Annotated in this window: 20 protein-coding genes and 1 pseudogene; 10 read left to right on the top strand and 11 right to left on the bottom strand. The window is 34.8% G+C overall.

The window, feature by feature from the left end; translation table 11 throughout:
* Positions 1–149: 149 nt before the first annotated feature.
* Both Q5N69_RS07490 and pabB read right to left on the bottom strand, forming a co-directional pair.
* On the bottom strand, positions 150–719 hold the full coding sequence (locus Q5N69_RS07490) for a CoA pyrophosphatase (protein WP_304368244.1): 570 nt from the start codon (positions 717–719) through the stop codon (positions 150–152).
* Between the two features lie 25 nt (positions 720–744).
* Positions 745–2,121 carry an aminodeoxychorismate synthase component I gene (gene pabB, locus Q5N69_RS07485; RefSeq protein ID WP_304368249.1) on the bottom strand — a complete coding sequence of 459 codons (1,377 nt, stop codon included), beginning with the start codon at positions 2,119–2,121 and terminating at the stop codon, positions 745–747.
* A gap of 254 nt (positions 2,122–2,375) precedes the next feature.
* On the opposite strand from pabB, the gene Q5N69_RS07480 reads away from it, so the two are divergent.
* The 3 genes from Q5N69_RS07480 (at position 2,376) to Q5N69_RS07470 (ending at position 6,174) form a co-directional block, all read left to right on the top strand.
* The gene (locus tag Q5N69_RS07480; protein WP_304368243.1) at positions 2,376–3,899 is read left to right on the top strand and encodes a fumarate hydratase; all 1,524 of its coding nucleotides are present in this window, start codon (positions 2,376–2,378) and stop codon (positions 3,897–3,899) included.
* Positions 3,900–4,119: 220 nt separating this feature from the next.
* Positions 4,120–5,526: a DNA recombination protein RmuC gene (rmuC, locus tag Q5N69_RS07475; protein ID WP_304368242.1), complete on the top strand. Its 1,407-nt coding sequence runs from the start codon at positions 4,120–4,122 to the stop codon at positions 5,524–5,526.
* Between the two features lie 201 nt (positions 5,527–5,727).
* Positions 5,728–6,174: a DUF2721 domain-containing protein gene (locus Q5N69_RS07470; protein ID WP_304368241.1), complete on the top strand. Its 447-nt coding sequence runs from the start codon at positions 5,728–5,730 to the stop codon at positions 6,172–6,174.
* Between the two features lie 103 nt (positions 6,175–6,277).
* On the opposite strand, the gene Q5N69_RS07465 is transcribed toward Q5N69_RS07470, so the two are convergent.
* Entirely contained in the window at positions 6,278–7,615 is a 1,338-nt protein-coding gene (locus tag Q5N69_RS07465) for a sodium-dependent transporter (protein ID WP_304368240.1), read from the bottom strand.
* 259 nt (positions 7,616–7,874) lie between these two features.
* On the opposite strand from Q5N69_RS07465, the gene Q5N69_RS07460 reads away from it, so the two are divergent.
* Positions 7,875–8,522, top strand: coding sequence for an MBL fold metallo-hydrolase (locus Q5N69_RS07460; RefSeq protein ID WP_304368239.1), 648 nt, complete (start codon positions 7,875–7,877; stop codon positions 8,520–8,522).
* 105 nt (positions 8,523–8,627) lie between these two features.
* On the top strand, positions 8,628–9,464 hold the full coding sequence (locus tag Q5N69_RS07455; protein ID WP_304368238.1) for an ion transporter: 837 nt from the start codon (positions 8,628–8,630) through the stop codon (positions 9,462–9,464).
* A 72-nt stretch (positions 9,465–9,536) separates the two neighbouring features.
* Here Q5N69_RS07455 and Q5N69_RS07450 read toward each other — a convergent pair whose 3' ends face one another.
* From Q5N69_RS07450 to Q5N69_RS07435, 4 genes are all read right to left on the bottom strand, one after another.
* Positions 9,537–10,115: a DUF1697 domain-containing protein gene (locus Q5N69_RS07450; protein WP_304368237.1), complete on the bottom strand. Its 579-nt coding sequence runs from the start codon at positions 10,113–10,115 to the stop codon at positions 9,537–9,539.
* A gap of 112 nt (positions 10,116–10,227) precedes the next feature.
* Entirely contained in the window at positions 10,228–10,578 is a 351-nt protein-coding gene (locus Q5N69_RS07445) for a BLUF domain-containing protein (RefSeq protein ID WP_304368236.1), read from the bottom strand.
* Between the two features lie 266 nt (positions 10,579–10,844).
* The gene (locus Q5N69_RS07440; RefSeq protein ID WP_304368235.1) at positions 10,845–13,187 is read right to left on the bottom strand and encodes a GGDEF domain-containing protein; all 2,343 of its coding nucleotides are present in this window, start codon (positions 13,185–13,187) and stop codon (positions 10,845–10,847) included.
* A 306-nt stretch (positions 13,188–13,493) separates the two neighbouring features.
* On the bottom strand, positions 13,494–14,132 hold the full coding sequence (locus Q5N69_RS07435) for a LysE family translocator (protein ID WP_304368234.1): 639 nt from the start codon (positions 14,130–14,132) through the stop codon (positions 13,494–13,496).
* 161 nt (positions 14,133–14,293) lie between these two features.
* Here Q5N69_RS07435 and Q5N69_RS07430 point away from each other — a divergent pair, with 161 nt between their 5' ends.
* From Q5N69_RS07430 to Q5N69_RS07420, 3 genes are all read left to right on the top strand, one after another.
* Positions 14,294–15,439 carry a cupin domain-containing protein gene (locus Q5N69_RS07430; protein WP_304368233.1) on the top strand — a complete coding sequence of 382 codons (1,146 nt, stop codon included), beginning with the start codon at positions 14,294–14,296 and terminating at the stop codon, positions 15,437–15,439.
* Between the two features lie 101 nt (positions 15,440–15,540).
* Positions 15,541–16,230, top strand: a complete 690-nt coding sequence (locus Q5N69_RS07425; RefSeq protein ID WP_304368231.1) for a pseudouridine synthase — start codon at positions 15,541–15,543, stop codon at positions 16,228–16,230.
* 139 nt (positions 16,231–16,369) lie between these two features.
* Complete coding sequence (locus tag Q5N69_RS07420) at positions 16,370–16,678, top strand: hypothetical protein (RefSeq protein WP_304368230.1); 309 nt, start codon at positions 16,370–16,372, stop codon at positions 16,676–16,678.
* 149 nt (positions 16,679–16,827) lie between these two features.
* On the opposite strand, the gene Q5N69_RS07415 is transcribed toward Q5N69_RS07420, so the two are convergent.
* The 3 genes from Q5N69_RS07415 to mfd all read right to left on the bottom strand — a co-directional run bounded on the left by Q5N69_RS07415 (position 16,828) and on the right by mfd (position 22,398).
* Positions 16,828–17,118 carry a DUF1244 domain-containing protein gene (locus Q5N69_RS07415; RefSeq protein ID WP_304368229.1) on the bottom strand — a complete coding sequence of 97 codons (291 nt, stop codon included), beginning with the start codon at positions 17,116–17,118 and terminating at the stop codon, positions 16,828–16,830.
* 59 nt (positions 17,119–17,177) lie between these two features.
* The gene (locus Q5N69_RS07410; RefSeq protein ID WP_304368228.1) at positions 17,178–18,713 is read right to left on the bottom strand and encodes a CsiV family protein; all 1,536 of its coding nucleotides are present in this window, start codon (positions 18,711–18,713) and stop codon (positions 17,178–17,180) included.
* Between the two features lie 112 nt (positions 18,714–18,825).
* Positions 18,826–22,398 (bottom strand): transcription-repair coupling factor, encoded by a 3,573-nt coding sequence (gene mfd / locus Q5N69_RS07405; RefSeq protein ID WP_304368227.1) that lies wholly within the window; start codon positions 22,396–22,398, stop codon positions 18,826–18,828.
* Positions 22,399–22,742: 344 nt separating this feature from the next.
* On the opposite strand from mfd, the pseudogene Q5N69_RS07400 reads away from it, so the two are divergent.
* Together Q5N69_RS07400 and Q5N69_RS07395 are read left to right on the top strand one after the other, a co-directional pair.
* Positions 22,743–23,210, top strand: a pseudogene (locus Q5N69_RS07400) (DUF1456 family protein); the annotation flags it as partial.
* Between the two features lie 339 nt (positions 23,211–23,549).
* A complete protein-coding gene (locus Q5N69_RS07395; protein WP_304368226.1) occupies positions 23,550–25,640 on the top strand; it encodes a fused MFS/spermidine synthase in 2,091 nt (696 codons plus the stop codon).
* A gap of 143 nt (positions 25,641–25,783) precedes the next feature.
* Here Q5N69_RS07395 and Q5N69_RS07390 read toward each other — a convergent pair whose 3' ends face one another.
* On the bottom strand, positions 25,784–26,203 hold the full coding sequence (locus tag Q5N69_RS07390; protein WP_304368225.1) for a VOC family protein: 420 nt from the start codon (positions 26,201–26,203) through the stop codon (positions 25,784–25,786).
* Between the last annotated feature and the right edge of the window lie 162 nt (positions 26,204–26,365).

Here is a 26,365-nt window from a genome sequence, read left to right as displayed (position 1 = left end):
AGTACGCTTAGTTGTTGATTTCATAACACTCTCCAATTTACTTAAAGAAAAGTGTCAACCTTATTTAGGACGGGTCACTATGATAAAAAAAGAGAATATAAATAGGAGACTTTTTTTAATTCAGGATTTAAGTAGGTATTAAGCAAGTATTAAGTGAGGTGAATAGCGAGGTCTTTTAGCATTGAAGCAGTCGCTCCCCATATATTGTATTCTTTATATGGCATGTAATGGATATGATGAGTATGACTTTTACGCTCAACTTCAATGGTTATATGATTTGAATAGTCTAAGAAATGTTTGAGAGGAACCTGAAATATTTCACTCACTTCATTAATATCTTTGGTGAATTTATAGTTATTAGGGATCAAGCCAACGTAGGGTGTTACTACAAAACCTGATACAACTTCATAAGAGTGTAAGCTACCTACAATAGTAATTAACTCTTGTGGTAAACCTATTTCCTCGAAAGTTTCTCTGGATGCGGTGTCAATTAAGTTTTTATCTGTTTCTTCAACTTTACCGCCAGGAAAACTTATTTGTCCCGCATGATGTCTTAAGTGAATAGAGCGTTTAGTGAGTAACACATTTAGCTGAGTACCATCGTCAATTAATGGAATAAGTACGGCAGCTTCTCTAAGTGGTTTATCATGCTGATATTGGTGAATAGAATCAGAGCTATTATTTAATAAATATTTAAGTAAGAACTCTTCTTTAGTCATCAACGTTTCCTTAATTACTTATTTATTAAGCTTTATAATAACTTTTTCTAAGGACGGGGGTTATTTTCTTCAGCTTATCAAAGGTTTCTTGATATTCATTAGCCAGAATAGAGTCGGCAACTAATCCACCACCTGCCCAACAATGAATATTGTTTCGCTCACAAATTAATGTTCTTATCGTAATGCTAGTGTCCATATTTCCGCAAGCAGAAATATAGCCAATTGAACCACAATAAATACTGCGACGATGAGGTTCTAACTCTTCAATAATTTCCATCGCTCTTATTTTAGGTGCTCCAGTGATTGAACCACCAGGAAAGGCACCACGTAATAAATCGGCTGCAGTAAACTCTGATGATAACTTACCTTCAACAGTACTCACTAGGTGATGCACAGCTGGGAAGCTTTCAATATAAAATAACTTAGGAACAACAACAGATCCAGGTTCACATACCTTACTTATATCGTTTCTAAGTAAATCAACTATCATCAGGTTTTCAGCTCTGTCTTTTTTCGAAAGCTGTAAAGTTTCTGCTGCTTGTTTATCTTGTTCAGGTGAAGCGTGTCTCGGTAATGTGCCTTTAATCGGCTTACTTTGAACTTGCTGATCTTTAAGTTGTAAAAAACGTTCAGGTGAAACACTCAAAATAGCTGAATCTTCAAGTCGAATAAAAGCTGAGAATGGGCCATTATTTTCTTTTCTTAGGGTTTGATAAGCTTCAAACTCATTACCCGAGTAACTCGCAGTAAAGCGTTGGGCTAAATTTATTTGATAGCAATCTCCCGCTAAAATATATTCATGTACCTGAGTAAATTTTTCAGCGTATTCAGACTCGGTCATATTCGATTGCCAATCTGAATTAAGTAAAAAATTTGAGTTTTCTTCTTTATGCTTAAATAGCTCAAACAAAAACGCTTCAGTACTAGCTCTTTCACTTTCTAAACAGAGTAAGTTAAACGTATTTTTTTGATTATCAAAAATAATAGCTTTTGTATAAATTCCAATAGCCATATTTGGCAGGTTTATATCTTGCTCACAAACTTCAGGTAATACTTCAAACTCTCTGCCCAAGTCATAAGCAAAATAACCAACAGCACCACCTTTAAACGGACAGTCGATGTCAGGTGATAAGTTTATATTGATGAAGGTTTCTTCGAGCGCTTGGTTTAATAAATATAGTGGGTCTTCAGTGCTTGAAACATGCGAGTTATCACGGTTGTTTGTTATAGTCGTTACACTGTGTAACTTGTTTTCCCGAGGTGAACTTGTAGTAGAGAGGGTAACTACAGGATCCCATACCATGATATCAAAGCGACTATCTACGTGCTGGTTATCGTAAGAGTCTAACCACATCGACCAAGGTAGATCAGATAAATGAGCAAACACTTTATTCGAACTCATACCACTAATTAAAGAGATAACGTTTGAGGTTAATTCTCTATTTTTAGTGAGACTTTTATTTGATTGGTTATGGTGTTTTAACAAAGCATTTTTCTTATAATGGATGAGTCTATGATTATACTAAATAAGTTACTAGCAGCACTTTAACAAGCAAGGTATCATATCGGCAAAATTATAAGTTTCAACTAATTCCTCTCATGAATTTATATTCATAGGGTTTTTCTAAATTTAGGGAAATGTGACAAAGGTAAATTATGGCTATTATCAAACAACAAGATCTAATCGACAGCATTGAAGATGCACTTCAATATATCTCTTATTATCATCCTCTTGATTTTATACAAGCGTTAGAAAAAGCTTATAACCGCGAGAAAAGCCAAGCAGCTAAAGATGCTATTGCGCAAATTCTTATCAACTCACGTATGTCTGCTCATGGTAAGCGTCCAATCTGTCAAGACACTGGTATTGTTACGTGTTTTGTTAAAGTAGGTATGGAAGTTCAATGGGACAAAACAGATTTAACTGTGCAACAAATGGTTGATGAAGGTACTCGTCGTGCGTATTTAAATCCTGATAACCCTCTACGTGCTTCTATCGTTGCTGATCCTGCCGGCAAACGTATTAACACGAAAGACAACACACCTTCAGTAGTACATATTGATATGGTGCCAGGTGGTAGTGTTGAGATTATGATCGCAGCTAAAGGCGGCGGATCAGAAAATAAATCTAAAATGGTTATGTTAAATCCAAGCGATTCAATTGCTGATTGGGTTGTTAAAACATTACCAACGATGGGCGCTGGCTGGTGTCCACCTGGAATGTTAGGCATAGGTATTGGTGGTACAGCTGAAAAAGCAGGTGTATTAGCTAAAGAAAGCTTAATGGATCCTGTAAATATTCAAGAGTTAATTGACCGTGGTCCTCAAAACGCAGAAGAAGAGCTACGTTTAGAAATCTTTGAGCGTGTAAACAAATTAGGTATTGGTGCTCAAGGTCTTGGTGGTTTAACAACCGTTGTTGATATTAAAATCAACTCAGTACCAACACACGCGGCTTCTAAACCAGTGGTTATGATCCCTAACTGTGCTGCTACTCGCCATGTACATTTCCACTTAGACGGTTCAGGTCCTGCAGATCTTCAACCACCTAAATTAGAAGAATGGCCAGAAATCACTTGGGAAGTAGGCGAAAACGTTCGCCGTGTTAATGTTGATGAGCTTAAGAAAGCTGATATTAGCGACTGGAAAACAGGTGAAACAGTATTATTGTCAGGCACTATTTTAACTGGTCGTGATGCTGCTCATAAACGTATTCAAGAAATGTTAGCTGCAGGCGAGAAATTGCCAGTAGACTTCACAGACAAGTTTATATATTACGTTGGTCCAGTAGATGCTATTGGTGACGAAGCTGTTGGTCCAGCAGGCCCTACAACAGCAACGCGTATGGATAAATTTACTGAGATGATGTTAGCTGAAACTGGTTTATTAGGCACAATTGGTAAAGCAGAACGTGGTCCAGCAACTTGTGAAAGTATTAAAAATCATAAGTCAGTATACTTAATGGCTGTTGGTGGTGCTGCTTACCTAGTTTCTAAAGCAATCAAGAAAGCAAAAGTGGTTGCCTTTGAAGATATGGGAATGGAAGCTATTTACGAATTTGAAGTTGAAGATATGCCTGTAACGGTAGCTGTTGATTCTACTGGTGAATCAGCGCACGTTACTGGTCCTCAAATTTGGAAATTAAACATTGAAGAAGCAGACAAGAAAGCTAAAGGCTAATATCTTTAATTAGTTTATCTCACTTTAATAAAAACGTCATAAGGTAAAACTTATGGCGTTTTTTGTTTTTATAAAAGCCTATAATTTTTATAGGACAAACGTAACCTACAGAATTTAATATGTTTATCTGTACTCTTTGCTATAAAAAATAAGAGTATTTCTAGCCGTTAATTGATAATTATGATTTAATAACTGTTCATTTTTACAGTGTTGGTGTTTTATGGCTGCGTTTCTTCAAAGTTTCCCTACAGATTTATATTCTCATTTAATATTAACTGGCGTATTCCTCATTCTCATTTTATTGCTTGTTATTGTGTTCAGAAAACAAGGTAATTTGGAATTAGAAGAACAATTGAGACTGTTAAGTCATACAACCGATAAAAATCATCAACAACTTATACATTATATTAGCGCTAATCAGCAGCAAGCTTCGTCGCAGCAATCTGAATTAAAAATGTATTTTGAACAACAAATATCAGATTTCAAATTGAAGTTGTTACGTCAGCATTCTGACCAAGGTGAAAAACAATCTCAAACCTTGTTTGAAAGTCGTCATCAACTCAGTAATATTCTGCACGAACATCAAAACATCTTTAATGAAAATCAATTAAAGTCGATTGATCAATTAACCGAACATTTAAATAAAACAGGTCAAAGTAATCGTGATGAACTCTCGAAAGCTATGCAATTATCAAGTGATAATATGGCTAAACGCATAGATGAATTAACACTTTCAACCGATAAGCGTCTCAAAGAAATCAATGCTCAGGTTGAACAACGTTTAGCAGAAGGCTTTGAAAAAACTACAAAAACCTTTAATGACATTTTGCAGCGTTTAGCTTTAATCGATGATGCACAAAAGAAAATAACTGAATTGTCTACCAACGTTGTTAGCCTGCAAGAGGTTTTGGCCGACAAGCGATCTAGAGGCGCATTTGGTGAAGTTCAGTTAACGGCACTCATTCGTAATGTGTTACCCGAACAGCATTTCTCGTTACAACATACCTTATCAAACGGTAAAATTGCCGACTGTTTATTAATGTTACCTAAACCTACTGGTAACGTTGTTATAGATTCTAAATTCCCGTTAGAAAGCTATAAGAAAATGGCAGACAACTTACTAGGCGATCACGACCGTAAAGCTGCAGAGCGACAGTTTAAGGTCGATATTAAAAAGCATATAAATGACATTAGTGATAAATATTTAATTGATAAAGAAACATCCGACGGCGCTATTATGTTTATTCCTGCAGAAGCCATATTTGCCGAAATACATGCTCATCAGAGTGACTTAGTTGATTATGCTAATAAAAAACGTGTATGGCTTGCATCACCAACAACATTGATGGCGATATTAACAACCTCACGTTCAGTATTAAAAGATGAAGAAACCCGTAAACAAATTCATGTAATACAAGCCCACTTGTCTGGTCTTTCAGATGATTTTGGCCGCTTTAGAAGTCGATTTAATAACTTAGCTAAGCATATAGACCAAGCAGCCAATGATGTAAAACAGATTCATACGTCAGCAGATAAAATATCAAACCGCTTTGAAAAAATCGAAAGTGTTGATTTAGATTTGATTGAAGAAAGTAAAGAAACTAAGCGGGTAGATAAAAGAGTTTGATTATGATTTTTAAAAAGTAAAATGTTAATGTTTAAATTGACTTACCTTTAATTATTTCAGGTTCTATATACCTTCAGCAAACAGATTGAGTTTCATTTTTATTGTGGATGTTAGCTCTTTGTGAAGGTAATATCTCTGAATTAAATATATAAATAGCCTTGGTCACATTAGATCTAGGACAAAAATGAGAACTTAATATCTATGATAGATTCTGCACCTGCTTTTGGTGATGTTAGCCATGTTATACAACTTGCATTGGCTCCCGCTTTTTTATTAACAGCTATTGCTGGTATGTTGAATGTTATGACCGGGCGTCTTGCGCGTATTATTGATCGTGGGAGGTACGTAGCAGAGCAATTTAACAAAAGTGAACCTGATAATGTTAAATTTTATGAAATAGAGCAAGGTTATCTTGAGCGTAGACGTTATTTAGCTAGTTCAGCAATTACAGCATGTACTTTGTCAGCATTACTTGTTTGCTTAGTTATTGCTGTGCTTTTTATAAAAGCGATTCTTGGTGTTGAGATTAAATGGGTAGTTGGCTCACTATTTGTATCGGCAACTCTTGCTCTGACTGTCGGGTTAAGTTATTTTCTTCGAGAAGTACATTTTGCCACTAAAACAGTACGAATTATTTTTCCAAAGTAATGACTAATTAGAATATAAAGAAAGGGCAGTAAGATTTATTATCTAAATGCCCATTTTTAAGAGATTACTCACTAGGCTTTCAATAAACCCTTTCAAAACGATACTAGTTTAAAATAGCTACATTAACAAAAACGATGGTTAATAAAACTGGGCAACAATAGCGTAAGTAGTTACCCCATATTTTTAATGATGTGCTGTTATTTTCAGTATTCATGTTTGCAAGTTTGTTACCTCGTTTCCATAACCAACCCACTACAATAAAATAGAATAAGCAGCTTAACGGCTGAATAATTGTTGTGAGTACTTGAATGACTAAACCAAATAAAGTATCAAAAAAAGCAATAATGAGTAAGCTTGCAGAAAGAACAACAAGAGAAACAATCCAAGTAGCACTAATGCGCGATTTACTTTTTTCTTCCACTAAATAAGATACAGGCACTTCAATTGATGAAATGGTTGATGTCAAAGCGGCTATTGAAAGTAAAGAGAAAAAGGCAAAAGATACCACTAAACCTATAGTGCCCATACTTGAAAATAACTGCGGTAAAATACTAAAAATTAACTGACCTTCACCAATAAGTTTTTCATCTGAAAATACTTCAAAGCCAGCGTGCTGAGCAACAAATAACGCGGGTATAATTAATAAACCAGCCATAAATGCAATCAGCATATCTACAGATGCGATTGAAAAAACAAGCTTACCAATGTCTTGGTCTTTTTTCATATACGAGCCGTAAACCATCATGCCGCCAACACCTACCGACATTGAGAAGAAAGCTTGTCCCATCGCTGATACGATTAAGCTTGGCTCCATAACTTGAGTAAAGTCAGGTATTAAATACACTTCTAAACCTTGCATAGCGCCTGGTTGTTGAAGTATGTAGACAATTAAAGCCACTAACATAATAAATAATAATGGCATAAGTCGGGTAGACCATTTTTCGATACCCGAATTTATACCTTGATGAATAATTGCTGCACCTAGTAGAGAAAATATAGGCGTGAACACTAAATTGCGTGCTGTACTTGAGGTTGATAACCACTGTGATATATCAGACAAACTAAAGAGTTGGGCAAGTGGTGCTAAAGCATTAGCTAACATCCAGCCTGCCACTATGGTGTAAAAGCTTAGCATTAATATTGCGCCGCCTAGACCAATAATACCTGCGTATTTACCAAAGTTAGGGATACTGTCTTTACAAACGTCTTGTAGCGCTCTTACGGGGTTCTTTTGCGCTTGGTTACCTATGTATATTTCGGCATAAAGGGCAGGTAAGGCGAAAAGTAAAGTAACAATTAAATATACAAATAAGAATGCACCGCCACCGTTATTTGCCGCTTGTGTGGGAAATGCCCAGATATTACCTAAACCTATGGCTGAGCCTGCAGCTGCAAGAACAAAGCCTAAGCGTGAATGAAAAGAATCTCTTTTTAAAGTCATTAATAATGTAATTGGTTGTTGTTTTCTGAGGAAATCTTACCTACTAAAATGAATTATAAAAAGTTTTTTATGTTTTTAATGAATATAAACACTCATATTAGACATAATTGCTTATCTCTACTTCAAGTTAACGATAAAATAGTGCTTGGATTACCTTGATTAATCCCAATATAAGCATAGATATTTTATTTGTTTCAACTGTGTTTAAGATTATTAAAATACGATAAATAATCTTGTTTCTCTTAAAAAGGTTGTATTGATGCTTCAGTTTAAAATTATTCCCGTAACAAAGTTTCAGCAAAACTGTACCCTGTTTTGGTGCGATGAAACCATGGATGCAGCAGTAATTGATCCTGGTGGAAATTTTGAATTAATAGAAGCCGCAATTAGTGAAAACAAACTTAAATTAACTAAGGTGCTGCTCACTCATGCTCATATAGACCATGCTGGTGCGACGTATAAAATAGCTAGCTTTTATAATGTACCTATTGAAGGACCTCATAAAGAAGATCAATTTTGGATTGATCTTATTCCGCAGCAAAAAGAAAGTTTCGGATTTAGTGATGCCGATTTCTTTGAGCCTGATCGTTGGTTAAATCAAAACGATATTGTTAGCTTTGGTAATATTGAATTGGAAGTTTATTTTTGTCCTGGGCATACACCAGGGCATGTTGTCTTTTTTCATAGAGACTCTCAGCTAGCGCAAGTAGGAGATGTTTTATTTAAAGGTTCTATTGGTAGAACTGATTTCCCAAGAGGAGAGCACGCCACTCTTATAAAGTCTATTCGTGAAAACTTATTTCCGTTAGGTGATGCTGTTCGTTTTATTCCTGGTCATGGGCCTATGAGCACATTTGGCGAAGAGCGTGAAAGTAATCCGCATGTTGCTGATAGACACTTTAATTAAACTGTTTTATTTAAGCTTTAAAATAATCTTGTAAGAGCAATAGCTCTGATTAATTCAAGCAATTTATTTAACTATATTTAACAAAATTCAACTAAGAGAAACATTGTGAAAGCAACACTATACGAAATTCAAACTTTTCTACAAAGGATTAACTCAAGCAATATTTTTCAATGGTCAATCATCGCCGTTATTATAATATCTGCGCTGTTAATTGGCGCTAAAACTCATAATTTACCTGATGATGTTGTAACAATCCTTTCTATTTTAGATCATGCGATTACAGTGTTCTTTGTCATTGAATTAACAATACGTTTTATTACATACAAAGATAAAAGAAACTTTTTTAAAAGTGGTTGGAATATTTTCGATACTGTTATCGTTATCGGTAGTTTGATACCTGCAGGTGGTTCAGGTGTATTGCTGGCTCGACTCTTAAGAGTATTCAGAGTACTTCGATTAGTTTCTATGGTGCCTGAATTAAGGTTACTGATTAATGCGTTGCTTAAAGCTATCCCAAGAATGGGTTATATCGCATTATTAATGTTTGTTATTTTTTATATCTACGCTGCTGTTGGTAGCATTATGTTCAGCGCGATTAACTCTGTACTTTGGGGCGATGTTTCTATCTCAATGTTAACCTTGTTTAGGGTAGCAACCTTTGAGGATTGGACTGATGTCATGTACGAAACAATGGCTGTACACCCAATGAGTTGGATTTATTACTTAAGCTTTATATTCTTAACCGCTTTTATCTTTTTGAACATGATGGTAGGTACAATTCTAGAAGTTATGGGAAAAGAACATGAGGCATTTATCGCTGAGTCTCATGGTGAAACTGGTGAAGAAGGGCAGCCAGCAAGTCGAGCACAAATTGATAAATTAGAAAAAGAATTACAAGAAATTAAACAGTTATTGCTAGAACAGAAATCTAAAAACAGTTAGATAATTGAATCCTTGAAAACTGAATAATACACAATGGAATAAATGCTAAAGAAAGTCTCTATTAACTTATATCTAAGAATGGCATTCTTTAGCAAGTTTACACAACTTAACTACTGTTTTTAAGTTTCTTGAAGTTGCAGTCACATCGAGCTTTTTTTCTAAAAAGGTATTCGATAATTTGGTTTTACCGTAACCATTAGGGCAATGTAGGTAAATCACTTGTGCGTTAGATGAATCGTTTGAATCAACAGACGATTCAAGTTCTTCTCCTGCCGTTAAATAGCTATCTAATAACACCATGTCTTTTGTATTTACAACACCGGATAAAAAGCTAAATATCACTTGGCTACCTTGCTCTGTTACTGAGATATTATCAAACGGTAATTGTTTTAATGCTTTGTTTAATGCCGTTTCTGATAACACTAAAACAGGTACGTCAAAACCAAAATATTTTGAAATGGCTGCTTCAATTAATGCACTTAATTCAACACTCGACTTGTCAGTACAACTGAATATGACATTACCACTTTGAATATACGTAGAGACTTGCTTTAAACCGAGCGTTTCGTACAAAGATTGTAGCTCTTTCATGTTAACTTTTTTCTGCCCGCTAACATTAATCCCTCGTAATAAAGAAATATAAATAGACATGGATTACCTTTTTCTGATTGTTTTAACATGCCAACACTAGCATCTTTAGTTATTGAATTACTATCAAGCTTTAGAAGTTAATGTGTACATTAAGCTGCGTTATTGGAGAGTTTTATCGGACTGTATCTTTGAATGATTCTAAAAGAAATAGTGCTTCGTTAGGGGCTGAAACGTAAGAGTTGTCATTTAATGGGCGATCTAGAAAATCACTACGTGCTGCCTTTTCATCTTCAGTTAGGTTATTCATATCTTTAAAGCCCATTTGCCAATTGCCAAAAGTACGTTCTTCTATTGATGCTCTATGCAGTGTTATTATTCCGCTATGTCTGGGGTCTTTTGATATTTTATCATGTAAAGCGCCTACCACTTCAGCTTCCCCCTCAAGAACTTGCATAAAGTTGCCATCTTTATAAAGTAATAACCCTGTTACTTCTCTTTTTTTCATTGGCGACTCTGCTGGCATTTAGAATGCTTAATACATCTGAATTGCTGAATGAGCCCACAGCAGAGCTTACGTAAATTAAACAAACTAATGCCATAGTAAATCCTTGATAAATTAATTAAGTTTGAATATTTGATAAGTTCATAGCACTTAATTTTAGTTCATGATTTATGCTTATATATTCTAAGCATAGCTTCAAATCTTCTTCGTTAATGTAATAACCCGTAATATGAAAGGCTTGAAATACCCAGAACTTAATAGGTGTAAAACTAGCTAAGTCGAGTATTTTATTCTTGCTTACTACCATTTCGTTCGGCTGTATTAGCCTCGTTTTGAAGTGATTCATTCCACAGGGTAACTTGATTACGTCCAACTGATTTTGATTTATACAAAGCAATATCTGCTTGATCGATTAACTCAGTAGGTGATTTTGCATTGAATTCTATTGAGGTAACGCCAAAACTACAGGTAATAGCAATTTCATCGAAACGACTTTTTTCTATTTTTTTACGCATTGTTTCGGCCAGTTTCATGGCTTGTTCGATTGAAACTCGGTATAGAATGATACAAAACTCTTCGCCGCCAAAACGAGCAACAATATCATTTTGGCGAACGCTACTTTGTAATAAATTAGCTACACTAACAAGCACTGAATCACCAGCACTATGACCATAGGTATCATTTACATTTTTGAATAAATCAATATCGGCCAAAATAACGCAGTATTGCTCAAGTTGCTCTGGGTTAGTAAAGTCTTTGTTCATATAGTCAAACAGAACACGACGGTTATAACTGTTTGTTAGAGGGTCTCTTGCGGCTAAGAAGTCTAGTTCTATATTACGTTTCTTAGATGCAATAAACCTGCGATAAATAAATACAACCAACAACACGCATACCGCTAATAGTAAAGCCAATGCAATACTGGCATATTTGTTTTTAATCAGTTCAAGTTCTGTAATGATCCTTGCTTGTTCTGTAATTTCTATTTCGCTATTTTTTTTGGTCAATTCAAGTTGATCGAATTTTGATTTTTCCTTTAATGACTTTAGCTCTATCTCTAACTTATGTGAATGAAGGCTAGCTTTCGCTAAAATAAGCTCGTTGTCATTATTCACTTTTTGGAGCATTTGTGTGAGTGCAATTTCTTCTTCAGCATAACGGAGAGCTTCAGCAAAGTTTCCACGTAATTTTTCAGCGAGTAGTAAGTTACGATAAGCGTATAAAGCTTGAGATTTGTCATTAATTTGCATCGATAAGGTTACAGATTTATTTAGCAGACTAACTGCTTCTTCTATATTCATATTAATATCAATTAAAACACCACCTAGCGCTGTTTGAGACTTTATTTGGTATATTGTGCTTCCTATTTCTTTAGCTAGACGCAGTGACTCTCGATAAGAGTCTATCGCATTAGTATTATCTCCTTGTGCACGATAAATGTTTGCAATAATACGTGCGGTAAGTGATGCTTTAGATTTATCTTTTTCACTTAAATAAATTTTGTATGCTTTTTTAGCCAGGTGCATAGCAGAGTTATACTTATTGGCATTTAAGTCGATAACAGCAACTTCTCTAACTGCTGATGCTAAAGTGTTTTTATCTATTTTTTTAGCAGCTTGATCTATTGTTAGTTGGTAAAATGATCTTGCTTGTTCAAACTCTTTTAATCGAGTGTATATTAAACCTAATTGATTTGATGATTTTGCAATACCGCTGTAGTCATCCATTTTTTTATAATACAAGTGTGCTTCATAAATATGTTCGAGGGATTTTTCATAACGGCCAATATGCCGATAAATTATACCTGCTCCCATTAAAGATTTATTAAGCCCAACTGGATCATCAAGTTGTTCGTGAAGCTTTAACCCTTGGATTGAGTATTCAAGAGCAATAACAAGGTTACCTAAATATCTCTCGGCTTCAGCGAGTGTATTTAGTGTTCGAGCCATTAGCTTTTTGTTACCTAGATTGGTATATATATCTAAAGTTTTCTTATAAAAATAGGCTGTTTGTTCTCTATTTTTTAATCGTTTATATGATTGTGCAATCTTTTTATAGGTTTCACCTAAGCGTTCCTGTATTTCTTCATCGTAGCCAACAAGATACTTTAGAGCCTGATTATATTGTTCTATTGCGCTGTCATATTTCTTTTGGGCGTAATGAACGTCACCTTTAGCAATGATTGTTAATGCTATGGCTTCATCATCTGCATGCTGTAATGCTACAGGTAACAACTCATCTATATATATGTTCGCTAAGTCATAATCTTTTTCGTTTAATAATATTTCAATATATTCAATAGAATATTTTATGTGGTTACGTTTATCACCTGTGTTTTTATAAGTTAAAGAAGCTTGTAAAAAGTGATGTAAAGCTTGATCTACATTGTTTGATTCTTTGGCCAAATTAGCTAACAAAATATGTGACTGAGCAATTACAGAATGGTTTTTGTTCTTTTGAGATAGACGTAATGCTTCATTTGCAAAATCTACACTGATTTGTGGATTTGCATGAGAAAATGATTTGGCTTTATTTAATAGCTCTGTATCACTTAAATTTTGTGTATTAGATATGTCTGTGGAATCTTTTAACAGAGACTCTTGAGCAAAAACAGTGCTCGCGCAGGACAACAATAGTACGCAGAAGAAAAAAGATACTATACAACTATTAACTAAAGACAATCGCTTGTAAAAAGACGCTTTTGAATAGGTCGATAATCTTAAAAGAAATTGGTACTTGTATCGATATATCAGCATATTTTGCAGTTTAAGTCTTTGAGTTATACGGAATAGCCGCAGGTATTTGATAAAAGTATAGCTGGTAAAACCAGATGTTCAAGGAAGATACTATATCAGTTAAAAGGTTAGTTTTTAGGATCGTAATTGTTTACGTTTTTTATAATTTATTTAGCGGATTTGAAGTTAAATTAACTTACGCTAATTTAACTTGCTTGTTATTACTTTTATGCCTAAAGCTATCATAGCGACACCCATCACTCGGTCTACCCAATGGCCTATGGCTTTAAACTTTCTATTTACTGCAGGTCTCGAAAGCAGGAATACAACACTGGAAAACCAAATGAATTGAATAGCCATTATCCATGTCCCGTAAATAAGCAAATGAGATAAAGGTAAATCAGGGGAGAGTACTAAGGTAAATAAAGACACAAAGTAAATTGGCGCTTTAGGGTTTAATGCATTACACAAAAAGCCTGAACCAATGCTTTTTAATGGTGAGTTCTTTTTAGCTTCAGGTTGCGCTGTTTCGTTACTTGCAATCTTGCTAGTTTTTTTGGAAGTAAGTCCTTTGTAACCTAAATACATCAAATAACTACCACCAATAATTTTTATCGCCCAAAGTGCCGAGCTTGAATTGGCAATAATAGCCGCTAAACCTAGTGCAGAATAAATAAGATGAATTGATAAGCCTAAGGTGATTCCTATACTGCAAAATAATCCCGTTTTTTTACCATGAGAAAGGGTTTGTTGAGAAACTAAAACGAAATCAGGTCCTGGAGCTGCAGCAGCCAAAAAGTGAATTGTTGTGATTACAATTAAGCCTTGAATTAAATCCATTATATTCGTCTCAGGTATATCAACACATTACGTGATGTAATTAATTAAAAAATCATTCTAAGTTGAGTAAGTAATTTTGTCTAATGTTAGATTCCGAGCAGCCAGCTAACATGATAAACTGCGTACAATTCATCATTACCATTACAGAATAAAAACAGTCTATGTTCCAATTAAATTTAACGCAATTTACCCAAGAAGAATTCTTACGTGATTACTGGCAAAAAAAACCAGTATTGATCAAGCAAGGTTTCTTAAATTTTGAAGATCCAATTTCACCCGATGAATTGGCAGGTATTGCTTGTGAAGAACAAGTTCAATCGCGTCTTATTCATCATACCGATGGTAAATGGCAAGCTGATTTTGGTCCGTTTGAATCTTATGATCATTTAGGTGAAGAGAACTGGTCGTTAGTAATACAAGCATTAGATAATTGGTCGGAAGACGCAGCGCAAATTATTGAAGCTTTTCGTTTTATTCCTCATTGGCGTTTAGACGACCTAATGGCGAGTTTTGCAACACCAGGTGGGAGTGTGGGTCCTCACATGGATAAATACGATACTTTTATTTGCCAAGGTTCAGGAAGTAGACGTTGGCGAGTAGGTGATAATGGTGAACATAAAGAGTTTTCAGCTCATACCGCTTTGCTTCATGTTGAAAGTTTTGATGCGATTATTGATGAAGAATTAGAAGCTGGTGATATTTTATATATTCCGCCGGGGTTCCCTCATGAAGGCTCATCTTTAAATAATTCAATGAGCTTTTCTGTAGGTTTTAGAACAAATTCTACTGTTAGTTTGTTAAGTGCTTTTGCTGATCATTTAATTGATAACGACCAAGGTAATGAATTAATTCAAGATCCTAATCGAGCAGCGACTCAAAACAGTGGAGCGATTGATACTAAAGACTATCAATTGATTAAGAATCAGTTGCAACAAATTTTAGATAACGATGAGGTGTTTAGAAATTTTGCAGGTAGTTATATGTCGCAAGCTAAACATGAAATGGATCTTGTTCCTAATGAAGAACCTTTCTCAGATGAAGATATTTCAGACATCTTAACGCAAACCAATTTATTACGTTTAGGCGGATTACGCGCTTTTTACTTTACTGACACTGTAGATCAAGGCATTTGCTACATCAATGGCAGCCAAGTTGATTTCGACTCAAGTATTACATCAGCGGTTAAGTTAATGTGCGATAACGTATGTGTTGCGGCAGAAGATTTAGCACAATGGAAAGATAACTCATTATTTATCGACTTTGTTAAAACACAATTAGATCTAGGTTACTGGTATTTTTCAGAATAAATACAGTGAGATTATCTTAAAAGGTTTTTAATGAGCGAATCTCAACCTTTTATGAAAATGAATACCAAGTTAATAGTAAAAATTATTGTTAGAGTTATGTTATGCGTATAGATAAGTTTATTTGTAAAAGTACTGAATTAACCCGAAATGAAGCTAAAAAAGTACTTAAAAGTGGTGATGTAAGAGTAAATGGTGAAGTTGTTAAGAATGCAGCAACACAAGTCCATGAAAATAATACCGTTGATATTGACGGACAAATTCTAACACCAAGAACCTCACGTTATATTATGCTTCATAAGCCGTTAGATACAATTTGCTCAAATGTAGATGAGGTATATCCGTCTATTCTTCATTACATTGAAGTAGATAAAGCTTTTGACTTACATATTGCAGGGCGATTAGATGCAGATACCACCGGCTTAGTGATAGTCACAGATGACGGTCGATGGTCGCATAATATCATCTCACCCAATAAAGAATGCCCTAAAACATATCGTGTTTGGTTAAGAAACCCGGTAGATGAGTCAGCTATTGAAAAGTTTAAAACCGGCGTACAACTTCAAGGTGAAAGCGGTTTAACTAAGCCAGGAATTCTTGAAATTATTGAAGACCAAGAAGTATTACTAACCATTACTGAAGGCAAATATCACCAAGTAAAACGAATGTTTGCTGCTATTGGTAATAAAGTGGTGGGTTTACATCGCGAGAGTATTGGTATTGTTGAATTGGCTGATTTACCTTTGGGAGAATGGCGTTATTTAACTGAAACTGAAGTTGATTTTTTTAAGTAGTGCCGTTCTTTTACTCGTTATATTTTAGTTATGTGGTTCAAATAATAGATTGAAAAATGGCTAAACCTATAGTGATTTCTGCCGATATAAAGGAATAATCTATTAAAAGTTAACATACATTATTTAGAGGTTGTTTGTCATGGATGTTCTTCCAGAACTATTAGCAGCAGCACTTGTTCCTAAAGCTGAAAGTACAGGGAACAACAAAAAACAAAAGAACGAACATTATAAAAAAGAAGCTTTGCCGAAAAAGGCAGATGTTTCTGCCGAAGATGAGGTGGATGAAAATAAAGCTAAGCTTGTTGAGAGAAGATCAAACTGGGTTGAAAAGGACAGACGTTCTACTAACGACCGAAGAAAGCAAGTGGCTAAACGTGGTCGCTGGTTAGAGTCTAGAGACACTAAAGACCGGAGAAAATCCAATAAAACTATCTCAATTACTATTTGACAAGAGTCAGGTGTTTAAATCTTTTTTACAATGCTATAGCGAATTACCGGCGAATTGTTCAATGAATCGCTATCGCTGGCTTTTAAATAGTGCTTAAAATTAATCATATTTAAGCACTATTTAAATAATTGGTAGGAAGTTATTTGAGTTTACTTTTTAGCGTTTAATTCATTAAACTTAGCAAGCTGCTCTGGTGTTGCTGGTAGCTGATGTTTCTCTTTCCATTCAGAATATGGCATTCCATAAACTTGTTGGCGTGCCGTTTCAATATCCACATCTACACCTAACTTTTCAGCTTCTGCTACAGTCCATTTAGAAAGACAATTTCTACAAAAGTCAGCTAAATTCATTAAATCGATATTTTGTACATCTTTACGACTATCTAAATGTGCAAGAAAACGTCTAAATACTGCTGCTTGAATTTCTACTTCTTTATCCATTACTTATATACTCTTTTATTTTTGCGTTTTAGATGATTTAAATACGCTTTAATTCTTGGTTAATCTTGTTGTTCGTCTTCAGTTTTTTCAACAGGAGCAACTTGATCATGTCGTCTTATTTGAACAATCATCCCCATGTACGGATGGTCAAAGTAGTGGATCTCTTTACTGCGTACACGTTTATTTTGCTCAAAACGGATAGATTTTAATTTAACTGGCTGCTTTGTTACCAATTCATTGGTTGCTTGCTCAGCAAGAGACATATTGATTACATTAAAATCAGCCGTTATATGCAGAAAATGTTCAACTTCAACTTTCAAAAAGCCTTCTATTGTCCAATCTTGTGCTGGTTTTTGAGGTTCAATAAGTTGTTGCTTTGAGCTTAATTCGTCACCGGTCACAAAAGAGTTTGTTACTGGGTTAACTAAATCATTAGGAGCTGAACTTAATTGAGCTAATACATCCTTGATATCAGGTTGTGCAGAGTTGGCTTGTTTTAATATGTTAGCAATTTGTTGTTGAACTGCTTCTTGTTGAGCTTCATTATTAATATTTAATTCGGTGACTGTAGAAGTAGCAAAATTTTCATTAGCAGCAGGGTAAGCCCCTTGACCTGTGAATAATTGATTATTTTGCTGTATAGCTAAAGCGTTTGCCGTTGCACGTTTGTAGTTACCTAAAGCCTTATTATAAGGTTGTATTAGGTTTTCACCCGCGTATAACTTAAGAGGTATTGCTTTTTTAGGGCCTTGCGTTCTTTGACGCCATCCCATATGTAATAAAGGTTTGAAGTTTCTGCTACGCTTCAGTTGCTTAAAAATATCTTGTAACTGTAAAGATTCTTCGTTTATTAAGTATGGATGATCAGTCGTTAAGTCTTCCTCACCCGAAATTAACTCAGGAATGTGACTTGGCGCTGCTCCGTTGTAATAAAAGTTTGGATTTTCTTTTTTATATTCAACGAAGAATTCCTCTGGGATTTTACATGATTTTTGAGGAATACTAACTTGTGTTAACGGTTGATTATGCTGGTAACTACTTTCTATAGCTTGAGCTAAATCAGTATCAATAATTGTGTCGTTTTTACTAACTTGATAATTATTATAATTACTATTAGAAGCTGGAATAGATGAATAAACGTTTTGGCTTTCCACTGATTTTTCTAACAAACTAGTTAAGTTATTGCTAGAAAATTGATTGAATTGTGAATTATCAAAAAGATTAAAGTTATTAGCTTTAGCTCTTGCTACTTGTTCTTCAAACGTTGGATATTGAATAGTAAAGCTTTGCGCTATAAAAGGTGACGGAGGTATATTTATAAAACCTTCACAGCTTGGTAATCTATTTTTTAATGTAGAAATGTCAGAGGCTAAATAAGGTCCTAAAAGGTCAAGGACAGTATTTTGTTTAGGTAATTCACTCGACTCAGGAAAAGCTTCTTGCAGACGACTTTTATCGTCAATCTGACTGAACAATATCACTTCAATTTCAAACCATGTATTTTCATAATTATTGGCAGCATTTACATTTAAAGACAATGTAATTACAGTTAATAAAGTAATGATATTGGTTTTTTTTAGTAAGTTCCTGATCAAGTTTTTTCCTTTAATTTTTACATTTCTAGTAACTTTTTTTCAATAATACCAAATTTCGATGGTAAATCGTTACTAATAAATTTACATTTAATTAACAACTGGCTGTGTATTGCTAAGTTAATTCATTTAATACAGAAGCGATTAAAATAAATCGAGACTTACTGTCTTCATTTTGCTGTTTGAACCTCAGTTTATTAGCACCTTCCAGTTTATACATAGACTGTTTTTGTTGGATCAATTTAATAATTTGCATCGGATCAACTTGAGTATCATCACTAAATTCTATTGAACCACCTGTGCTACTTGCTTCAATGCGCGATATTCCTATTTTTTGAGCTTTAAGCCGCAACTTAGCTATATGAACTAAGTTTTTTGCAGGCTGAGGCAATAAACCGAAACGGTCAATTAACTCAACTTGTATTTCATCCAACTCTTGTTTGTTTTTACAACTTGCAATACGTTTATAAATACTCAACCTTAAGCTGATATCAAATATATAATCATCAGGCAGTAAAGCCGGCACTCTTAACTCTATTTCGGTCTGGCTACGCATAACTTGGTCGAGTGATAACTCTTTACCGTCTTTAAGTGCAGCAACCGCTTGGTCGAGCATTTCCATATATAAACTAAAACCAATTTGGCTCATTGAACCACTTTGATCTTCACCTAACAATTCACCTGCACCACGTATTTCTAAATCATGTGTTGCTAAAGTAAAACCTGCACCTAAATCTTCAAGTGATGCTATTGCGTCTAAACGTTTTTTAGCATCTTTAGTCATCGCCTTTACATGAGGAGTTAGTAAATAGGCATAAGCTTGATGATGTGAACGACCCACACGACCACGCAATTGATGCAACTGTGCTAAGCCCAAACGGTCAGCTCGGTCCATTATAATAGTGTTGGCACTTGGTACATCGATACCTGTTTCGATAATTGTAGTACATAAAAGTACATTGTATCTTTGATGATAAAAGTCGCTCATTACACGTTCAAGTTCACTTTCACGCATTTGACCATGTGCAACAACAATACGAGCTTCTGGTACTAAGGTTTGAATGTCTGCCGCAGTTTTTTCTATAGTGTCTACATTGTTATGTAAAAAGTAGACTTGGCCACCACGTACAATTTCACGCAGTATTGATTCACGTATGAGTGCATCTTCTCTTTGTCTAACAAAGGTTTTTACCGCTAAGCGTTTTGCTGGTGGTGTTGCGATAATAGATAAATCACGCATGCCGCCCATTGCCATATTTAACGTTCTAGGAATAGGTGTAGCAGTTAAGGTTAAAATGTCTACATTACTTCTTAGTTGTTTGATTTTTTCTTTTTGTTTAACACCAAACCTATGTTCTTCATCAACAATTAATAAACCTAAATCTTTATATTTAATACTGTTTTGTAAAAGCTTATGGGTACCAATTAAAATATCTATTTCACCTGATTCTACTTTAGCGATAACCGCATTTTGCTCTTTAGTGGTTTTAAAGCGAGATAATACTTCGATAGAAACAGGCCAGTTAGCAAAGCGATCTCTAAAGTTTTCGTAATGTTGTTGAGCAAGTAGGGTAGTTGGTACAAGTATGGCTGTTTGTTTACCATCGTTAACGGCAATAAATGCTGCACGCATGGCTACTTCAGTTTTACCAAAACCTACATCGCCACACACTAAACGATCCATAGTTTTAGGTGAAAGCATATCGCTAACTACGGCATTAATCGCTTGCTCTTGATCTAGGGTTTCTTCAAAACCAAAGCTATCTGCAAAGGCTCGGTAATCTTTTTTATCACGCTTAAAAGTATAACCATGATTGTTAGCTCGCTTAGCGTAAATATCGAGTAATTCAGCAGCAACATCTTTAACTTTTTCTACGGCTTTTTTCTTAGCCTTACTCCAGCTATCTGTACCTAACTTATGTAAAGGCGCATGTTCAGCATCAGTACCTGAATAGCGACTAATTAGATGTAATGAAGCAACTGGAACATATAGTTTCGCGTCGTTCGCATAACTTAACATTAAAAATTCAGTGGTCATGCCGCCTGTTTCTAATGTTTCTAATCCTGAATAACGACCAATACCATGGTCAATATGCATAACAGGTTGACCGATAGATAATTCAGCTAAGTTTTTAAATAATGCGTCGGCTTGGATATCTTTTTGTTTGTTACGACGACGAGTTTGTTGAACTCTATCGCCCAGTAATTCTGATTCAGTAATTAGGGCGATAGCATTCTTTTGTGCTACCCCTTTACTTTGAAAAATAAAACCATGAGTAAGAGCATTTACAGTAATACCAATAACATCATCGCTTTCAACAAAACTGTCTATATCGCTAAAGGTTTTAGGCTTGATATTATCGCGTTTAAGCAGTTCTAAAACACTTTCACGTCGACCTTGGCTTTCAGCAACAAAGAGGATTTTACCTGGCGATTCTTTGCTTTTCATGAATCGAGTTAATAGCTCAAATGGTTGCTTTAACTTATGGTCTACGGTGAGATCAGGTAATGATTTTACGTCGAAATGAATAGTACCTGCTTTAGTGCTAGGTTCTTCATCAAGGCTATTTTCAAGCTCTTGCTGTTGGTCGGTTAGCTCTATGTTTAATTCAGAGTTTACTGTCGTTTTAGTTACACTGTTAGCTTGTAAAACAATTCTATCGTAAGGCTTTAATTCGGTATAAAGCTCTTCGCTATTTAAAAATAATTTATCAGGAGAGACTAATGGGCGCGAAGTATCGTATTTTCTGTCTTCATATCTGAAGGTCGCATCTGTCCAGAAGCTTGCTTGTGCTTTGTCTATATCACCAGAAACAATAACTAAAGTATTATCAGGTAAGTAGTCACATAAAGTATTGGTTTCATCAAAAAACAGCGGTAAGTAGTATTCGATACCTGCGGGTAAAATTCCGTTACTGACTTGATGATAAACAGACTCTTTAGGAATGTTACCTGTGAACATTTCACGGTATTGACTTCTAAATAAATTAATTCCGTTTTCATCTGTTGGAAATTCGTGAGCAGGTAATAAATCTATGCCTGCTATTTTATCACTCGAGCGTTGTGTTTCAGGATCAAATAAACGAATTTCGTCAATCTCATCATCAAAGAAATCTAATCTAAATGGCGTTTTACTTCCCATAGGAAATAAGTCGATAATTGCACCACGTGCACTAAACTCACCATGTTCCATAACTTGATCTACAGCGCGGTAGCCGCTTGCTTCAAGTTCTCGCTTAAGCTGGGTTAGATCTTTTCTATCACCTTTTTTGATGATTAAGCTATTTTGTTCAAGATACTTTTTAGGAGAGATACGTTGTAGCAAAGTACAAACAGGTACAATAACAACACCTTTTTTCATACGAGACAGTTGATACAAGGTCGCTAGGCGTTGTGAAATAATATCTTGGTGAGGAGAAAACGTATCGTAAGGTAGGGTTTCCCAATCAGGAAATAAGCAAATTGATAAAGCTTTGCTGCTATTTAAACTTTTAAGTTCGTGTTCAATTCTTATCGCTGATGGCGTGTCATGAGTCAGTAATAAAACAGGCGAGTCGGCATTACATGCACCGTGATATATCGCTAAACTTGAACTACTGCCTTGTAAGTTCGTCCATGTTTTTTTATCTGCATTTTTCCCTTTTCTTTTCGCCAATACGGGATTGAAAAGGCTTGTATTCTTACTCATAACATCTCTATAAATTTGTTGTCTTTATATTATTACGTATGGCTTCGGCTAAGCGATCATTAAAATTAACCGAAATGAAAAGTAGACGTATTTTATTAGCTTTTTAGTCAGTTAAAAAATGATCCAAAAGTCTGAAAAATCAGCGGTATATTAACATGAGATTAAGTGAAAAGTTTATGAAATTTGCGATTTAACTAAGAAATTAAGTAACAAAAAATACAACAAGCTTAAGGCTTAATAGCAGTTATCTGTTTTAAATTCTGTTAAAATAGCTTTTTACACTTTTCATTTTGTGCTGATTGTTTATTAGTACAATTATTTGATTTATTTTTTAGGATACTCCTTTGACCAATAACGATATTTTACGTCGCCTTAGATACACGTTTAATTTTAACGACCAAAAAATGATTAGCATTTTTGCTTTAGCTGACACCACTGTTACGCGTGAAGAAGTCAGTAATTGGTTAAAGAAGGAAGAAGATCCTGCTTACATTAACTGTCCTGATGTTACTTTAGCGACTTTTTTAAATGGTTTGATCAACGAAAAACGTGGAAAGAAAGAGGGGCCTCAGCCACAACCTGAAAAAAGAATTACTAATAATATTATTTTAACTAAATTAAAAATTGCTCTTAATTTAAAAGCTGAAGATATTCTTGAACTTGTAAAAGGTGCTGAATTTAACTTTAGTAAATCTGAGTTAAGTGCTTTTTTCAGAAAATCAGATCATAAGCATTATAAAGTATGTAAAGACCAATTCTTACGTAACTTTATTAGAGGTTTAGATAACAAGTATCATGTAAGTCGTCCTGAAAAGTATACTAAGAAGAAAGATGAATCTGCTATCGATGGCGGTAAAGGTACGACCAAAAGCTGGTCTAAAAAGCAAGATAGAGAGCCCGATAACTTACCTGAAAATAGAGATAATAATTATAATTCAGCTGCTCCTCGTGCCAGTGCTATTTATGTTAATCCTAATGCTAAAGCCACTAAAAAAGCAGAGCCAGAGCGCAAAGTATTAAAACTTAAACCGAAAGATATTTGGGGCGAGTAATCTCTTTGTCAGTTTTTCTATAATAGCCCGATGAATATTGGGCTTTTTTAATTCTTCGCTTATTCAATTGTAAAATCATAAACATCAGAAATTTAAATTATGCTGTATCTATTCATTATATTTTTAAGTGCTTTTTTACTTTTTCAAGTTCAACCACTTATTGCAAAGTTAATATTACCTTTATTCGGCGGTGGTGCAGCTATTTGGACTGCTTGTTTGTTGTTTTTTCAGGCTTTTCTATTACTTGGTTATTTATATGCTCATGTATTATCGAAATGTAAAAGTTTAACGACTCAAGTTTCAATCCACTCAGTTGCTTTGTTAGCAAGTTTGTTGTTTATGCCGATAGGCTTAAAGGAGTTGGTTGAGTTTGATCAAACTGCGCCGCTATCCGATATTTTAAAGCTTTTAGTTTTATCTATTGGCGCACCATATTTTTTATTATCTTCAACGGGACCCTTGGTGCAAAAATGGTTGAGTCATGTTTACGCAGCAAAACCAGATTTTACACCATATAAACTTTACTCATTATCTAATATTGGTTCTCTGCTGGCGTTAGTAAGCTATCCTTTTATTTTTGAGCCTTTATTCTCTTTACCTAATCAACTCACGTATTGGTCAGCAGGTTATATCTTTTTAGTAGGCTCACTTATTGTGTTTTGTGTGCAATTATTTAAGTTGGTTTCTGCTTCTTCTAATGAGGTTTATGCAGAAAAACCGATAGGCAGTAATATAAGTGACAAAGATTCGAATGATAATCATCAGGTTATCGGTTTTAAGTTGGATTGGCTGTTGTGGTTAGCATTATCGGCAATTGGTGTAGTGTTATTAGTGTCTATCACTAATGCGATGACACAAAATATTCCCCCTGTACCTTTTTTATGGATATTGCCACTTAGTTTATATTTACTTACTTTTATTATTAGCTTTCATAGCCCTAAATGGTATGTTCGTTGGTATTGGTATGTGCTATTTATACTGAGTTCGTTTGCTGGTTTACTGATGTTTTTTATTGGTTCTCAGTTCGATATTTTATCTCAAGTATTTATCTATTCAGGCATATTGTTATCAGCTTGCATGATCTGTCATGGCGAACTTGTTAAGTTAAACCCATCAACTGATAGACTGACGTTATTTTATTTAAATATGTCGCTAGGAGGTTTCTTAGGAAGTGCCTTTGTCGCTTTTGTTGCGCAACGCTTTTTTACTCAATTTTTAGAGTTTCCTATCGCATTAGTTGCTGTGTTTTTGTTACTTGGATGTTGTACTTATTTATTAAGAAATTCAACGGTAAAAGATAACAACAAATCACCAATATTAATTGCAAGTTCTTGTGGCGTTTTTGCTGTAATGCTGGTGGTTGGATTTGTTTCTTTGAACCAACAATTTAAAGAAAATACAGTAGAACTCAGTCGTAATTTTTACGGTATTTTAAGTGTTAAGGATGTAGAAGTTAATGGTGTTGTTGAACGACGACTAATTGATGGAACAACTTCTCATGGTACTCAGTCTTTAAATGCAGAACTTGCAGATATTCCTATGAGTTATTATCGAAAAGATTCAGGTGTGGCTTTAGCACTTCAGCACCTGTTTTTAACTCCGCAAGTGAATGTTGGCTTGATAGGTTTAGGCGCCGGTACTTTAGCCACTTATGGACGCAGAGGTGATAGTTACACTTTTTATGAATTAAACCCTAATGTTGAACGTATGGCACGACAGTATTTTACTTATATTGATAACAGCAAAGCGAATGTTGAAGTGATTATTGGCGATGGTCGAGTGACTTTGCAAAAAGAGTTAGATAATGGTGATGCTAATGCTTTTGATGTGTTAGTGGTTGATGCTTTTTCTGGCGATTCTGTTCCAGCACATTTATTAACAGTTGAAGCTTTTGATTTGTATTTTTCACATCTGAAAGCGAGTGGAGTGTTGGCAATTCATGTGTCTAATAGTCATTTAGATTTAACGGCTTTAGTGAAAGGTTTAGCGGCAAATCGTGATTATTCAGCTTTGTATTTTAAAACTGAAGCAACAGATACTGAAGTAACTCAAACAGAATGGGTGATAGTAACGAATAATCAATCTTTCATTAGGAATACTAAGGTGAAGCGTTTACAGTCTGAATGGCCTAATGATAATGAATTAATTTGGACAGATAATTACAGTAATTTACTGTCAGTGCTTAAGTAATTACTTTATCTGGTGATTGGCTATTCTGGATTAGTGACAAGTAGTAAGAAATTCTGGAGAAAAAGGCTAATAGCTTGGAAACATATTTTTTAGATATTATCTAAAGTATGTCGAAGTTATTAGCCATTGCTTTGCTAGCTATTTTACCAAGTGCCTATGTTTTCCATACTCAACCAAGGCTCTTGAGGTGCTAATGCTTCACCCTTTTGTAATAACTCAACAGAGATGTTATCTGGCGATTTAATAAAAGCCATATTACCACAGCGTGGCGGTCTGTTAATTACAACGCCATCATCCATTAGCTTTTGACAAAAATCGTAAATATTGTCTACTTCAAAGGCTAAATGACCAAAGTTTCTACCTGTATCGTATTCTTCTGTTGATCCCCAGTTGTGAGTTAATTCAACTTCCGGTTCGCCAATAGCTGTAGCCAGATAAATCAGTGTGAATTTACCTTCTGGCACATCAATGCGTTTGGTTTCTACTAACCCTAATTGATCACGGTAGAATTTTAAAGAAGCGTCCAGGTCATTTACTCGTACCATACTGTGTAAAAATTTCATTATTTAATAAACCTATAATTAACGTGATTGAGGTTGATGTGAATTAATAATATAGCAGTTTGTTAGCTAATAATTTTTCACTTTGAATATTGCTACATTTTACATGTCTGTAAAGGTTTTCGGAATTTTTTGTTTTACTAAATGTGACGCTATCTTATTTTG

The sequence above is a fragment of the Pseudocolwellia sp. AS88 genome, from assembly GCF_030551755.1.
In the GTDB taxonomy this organism is placed as follows: domain Bacteria; phylum Pseudomonadota; class Gammaproteobacteria; order Enterobacterales; family Alteromonadaceae; genus Pseudocolwellia.
This window is presented reverse-complemented; position numbering and strand designations above follow the sequence as displayed.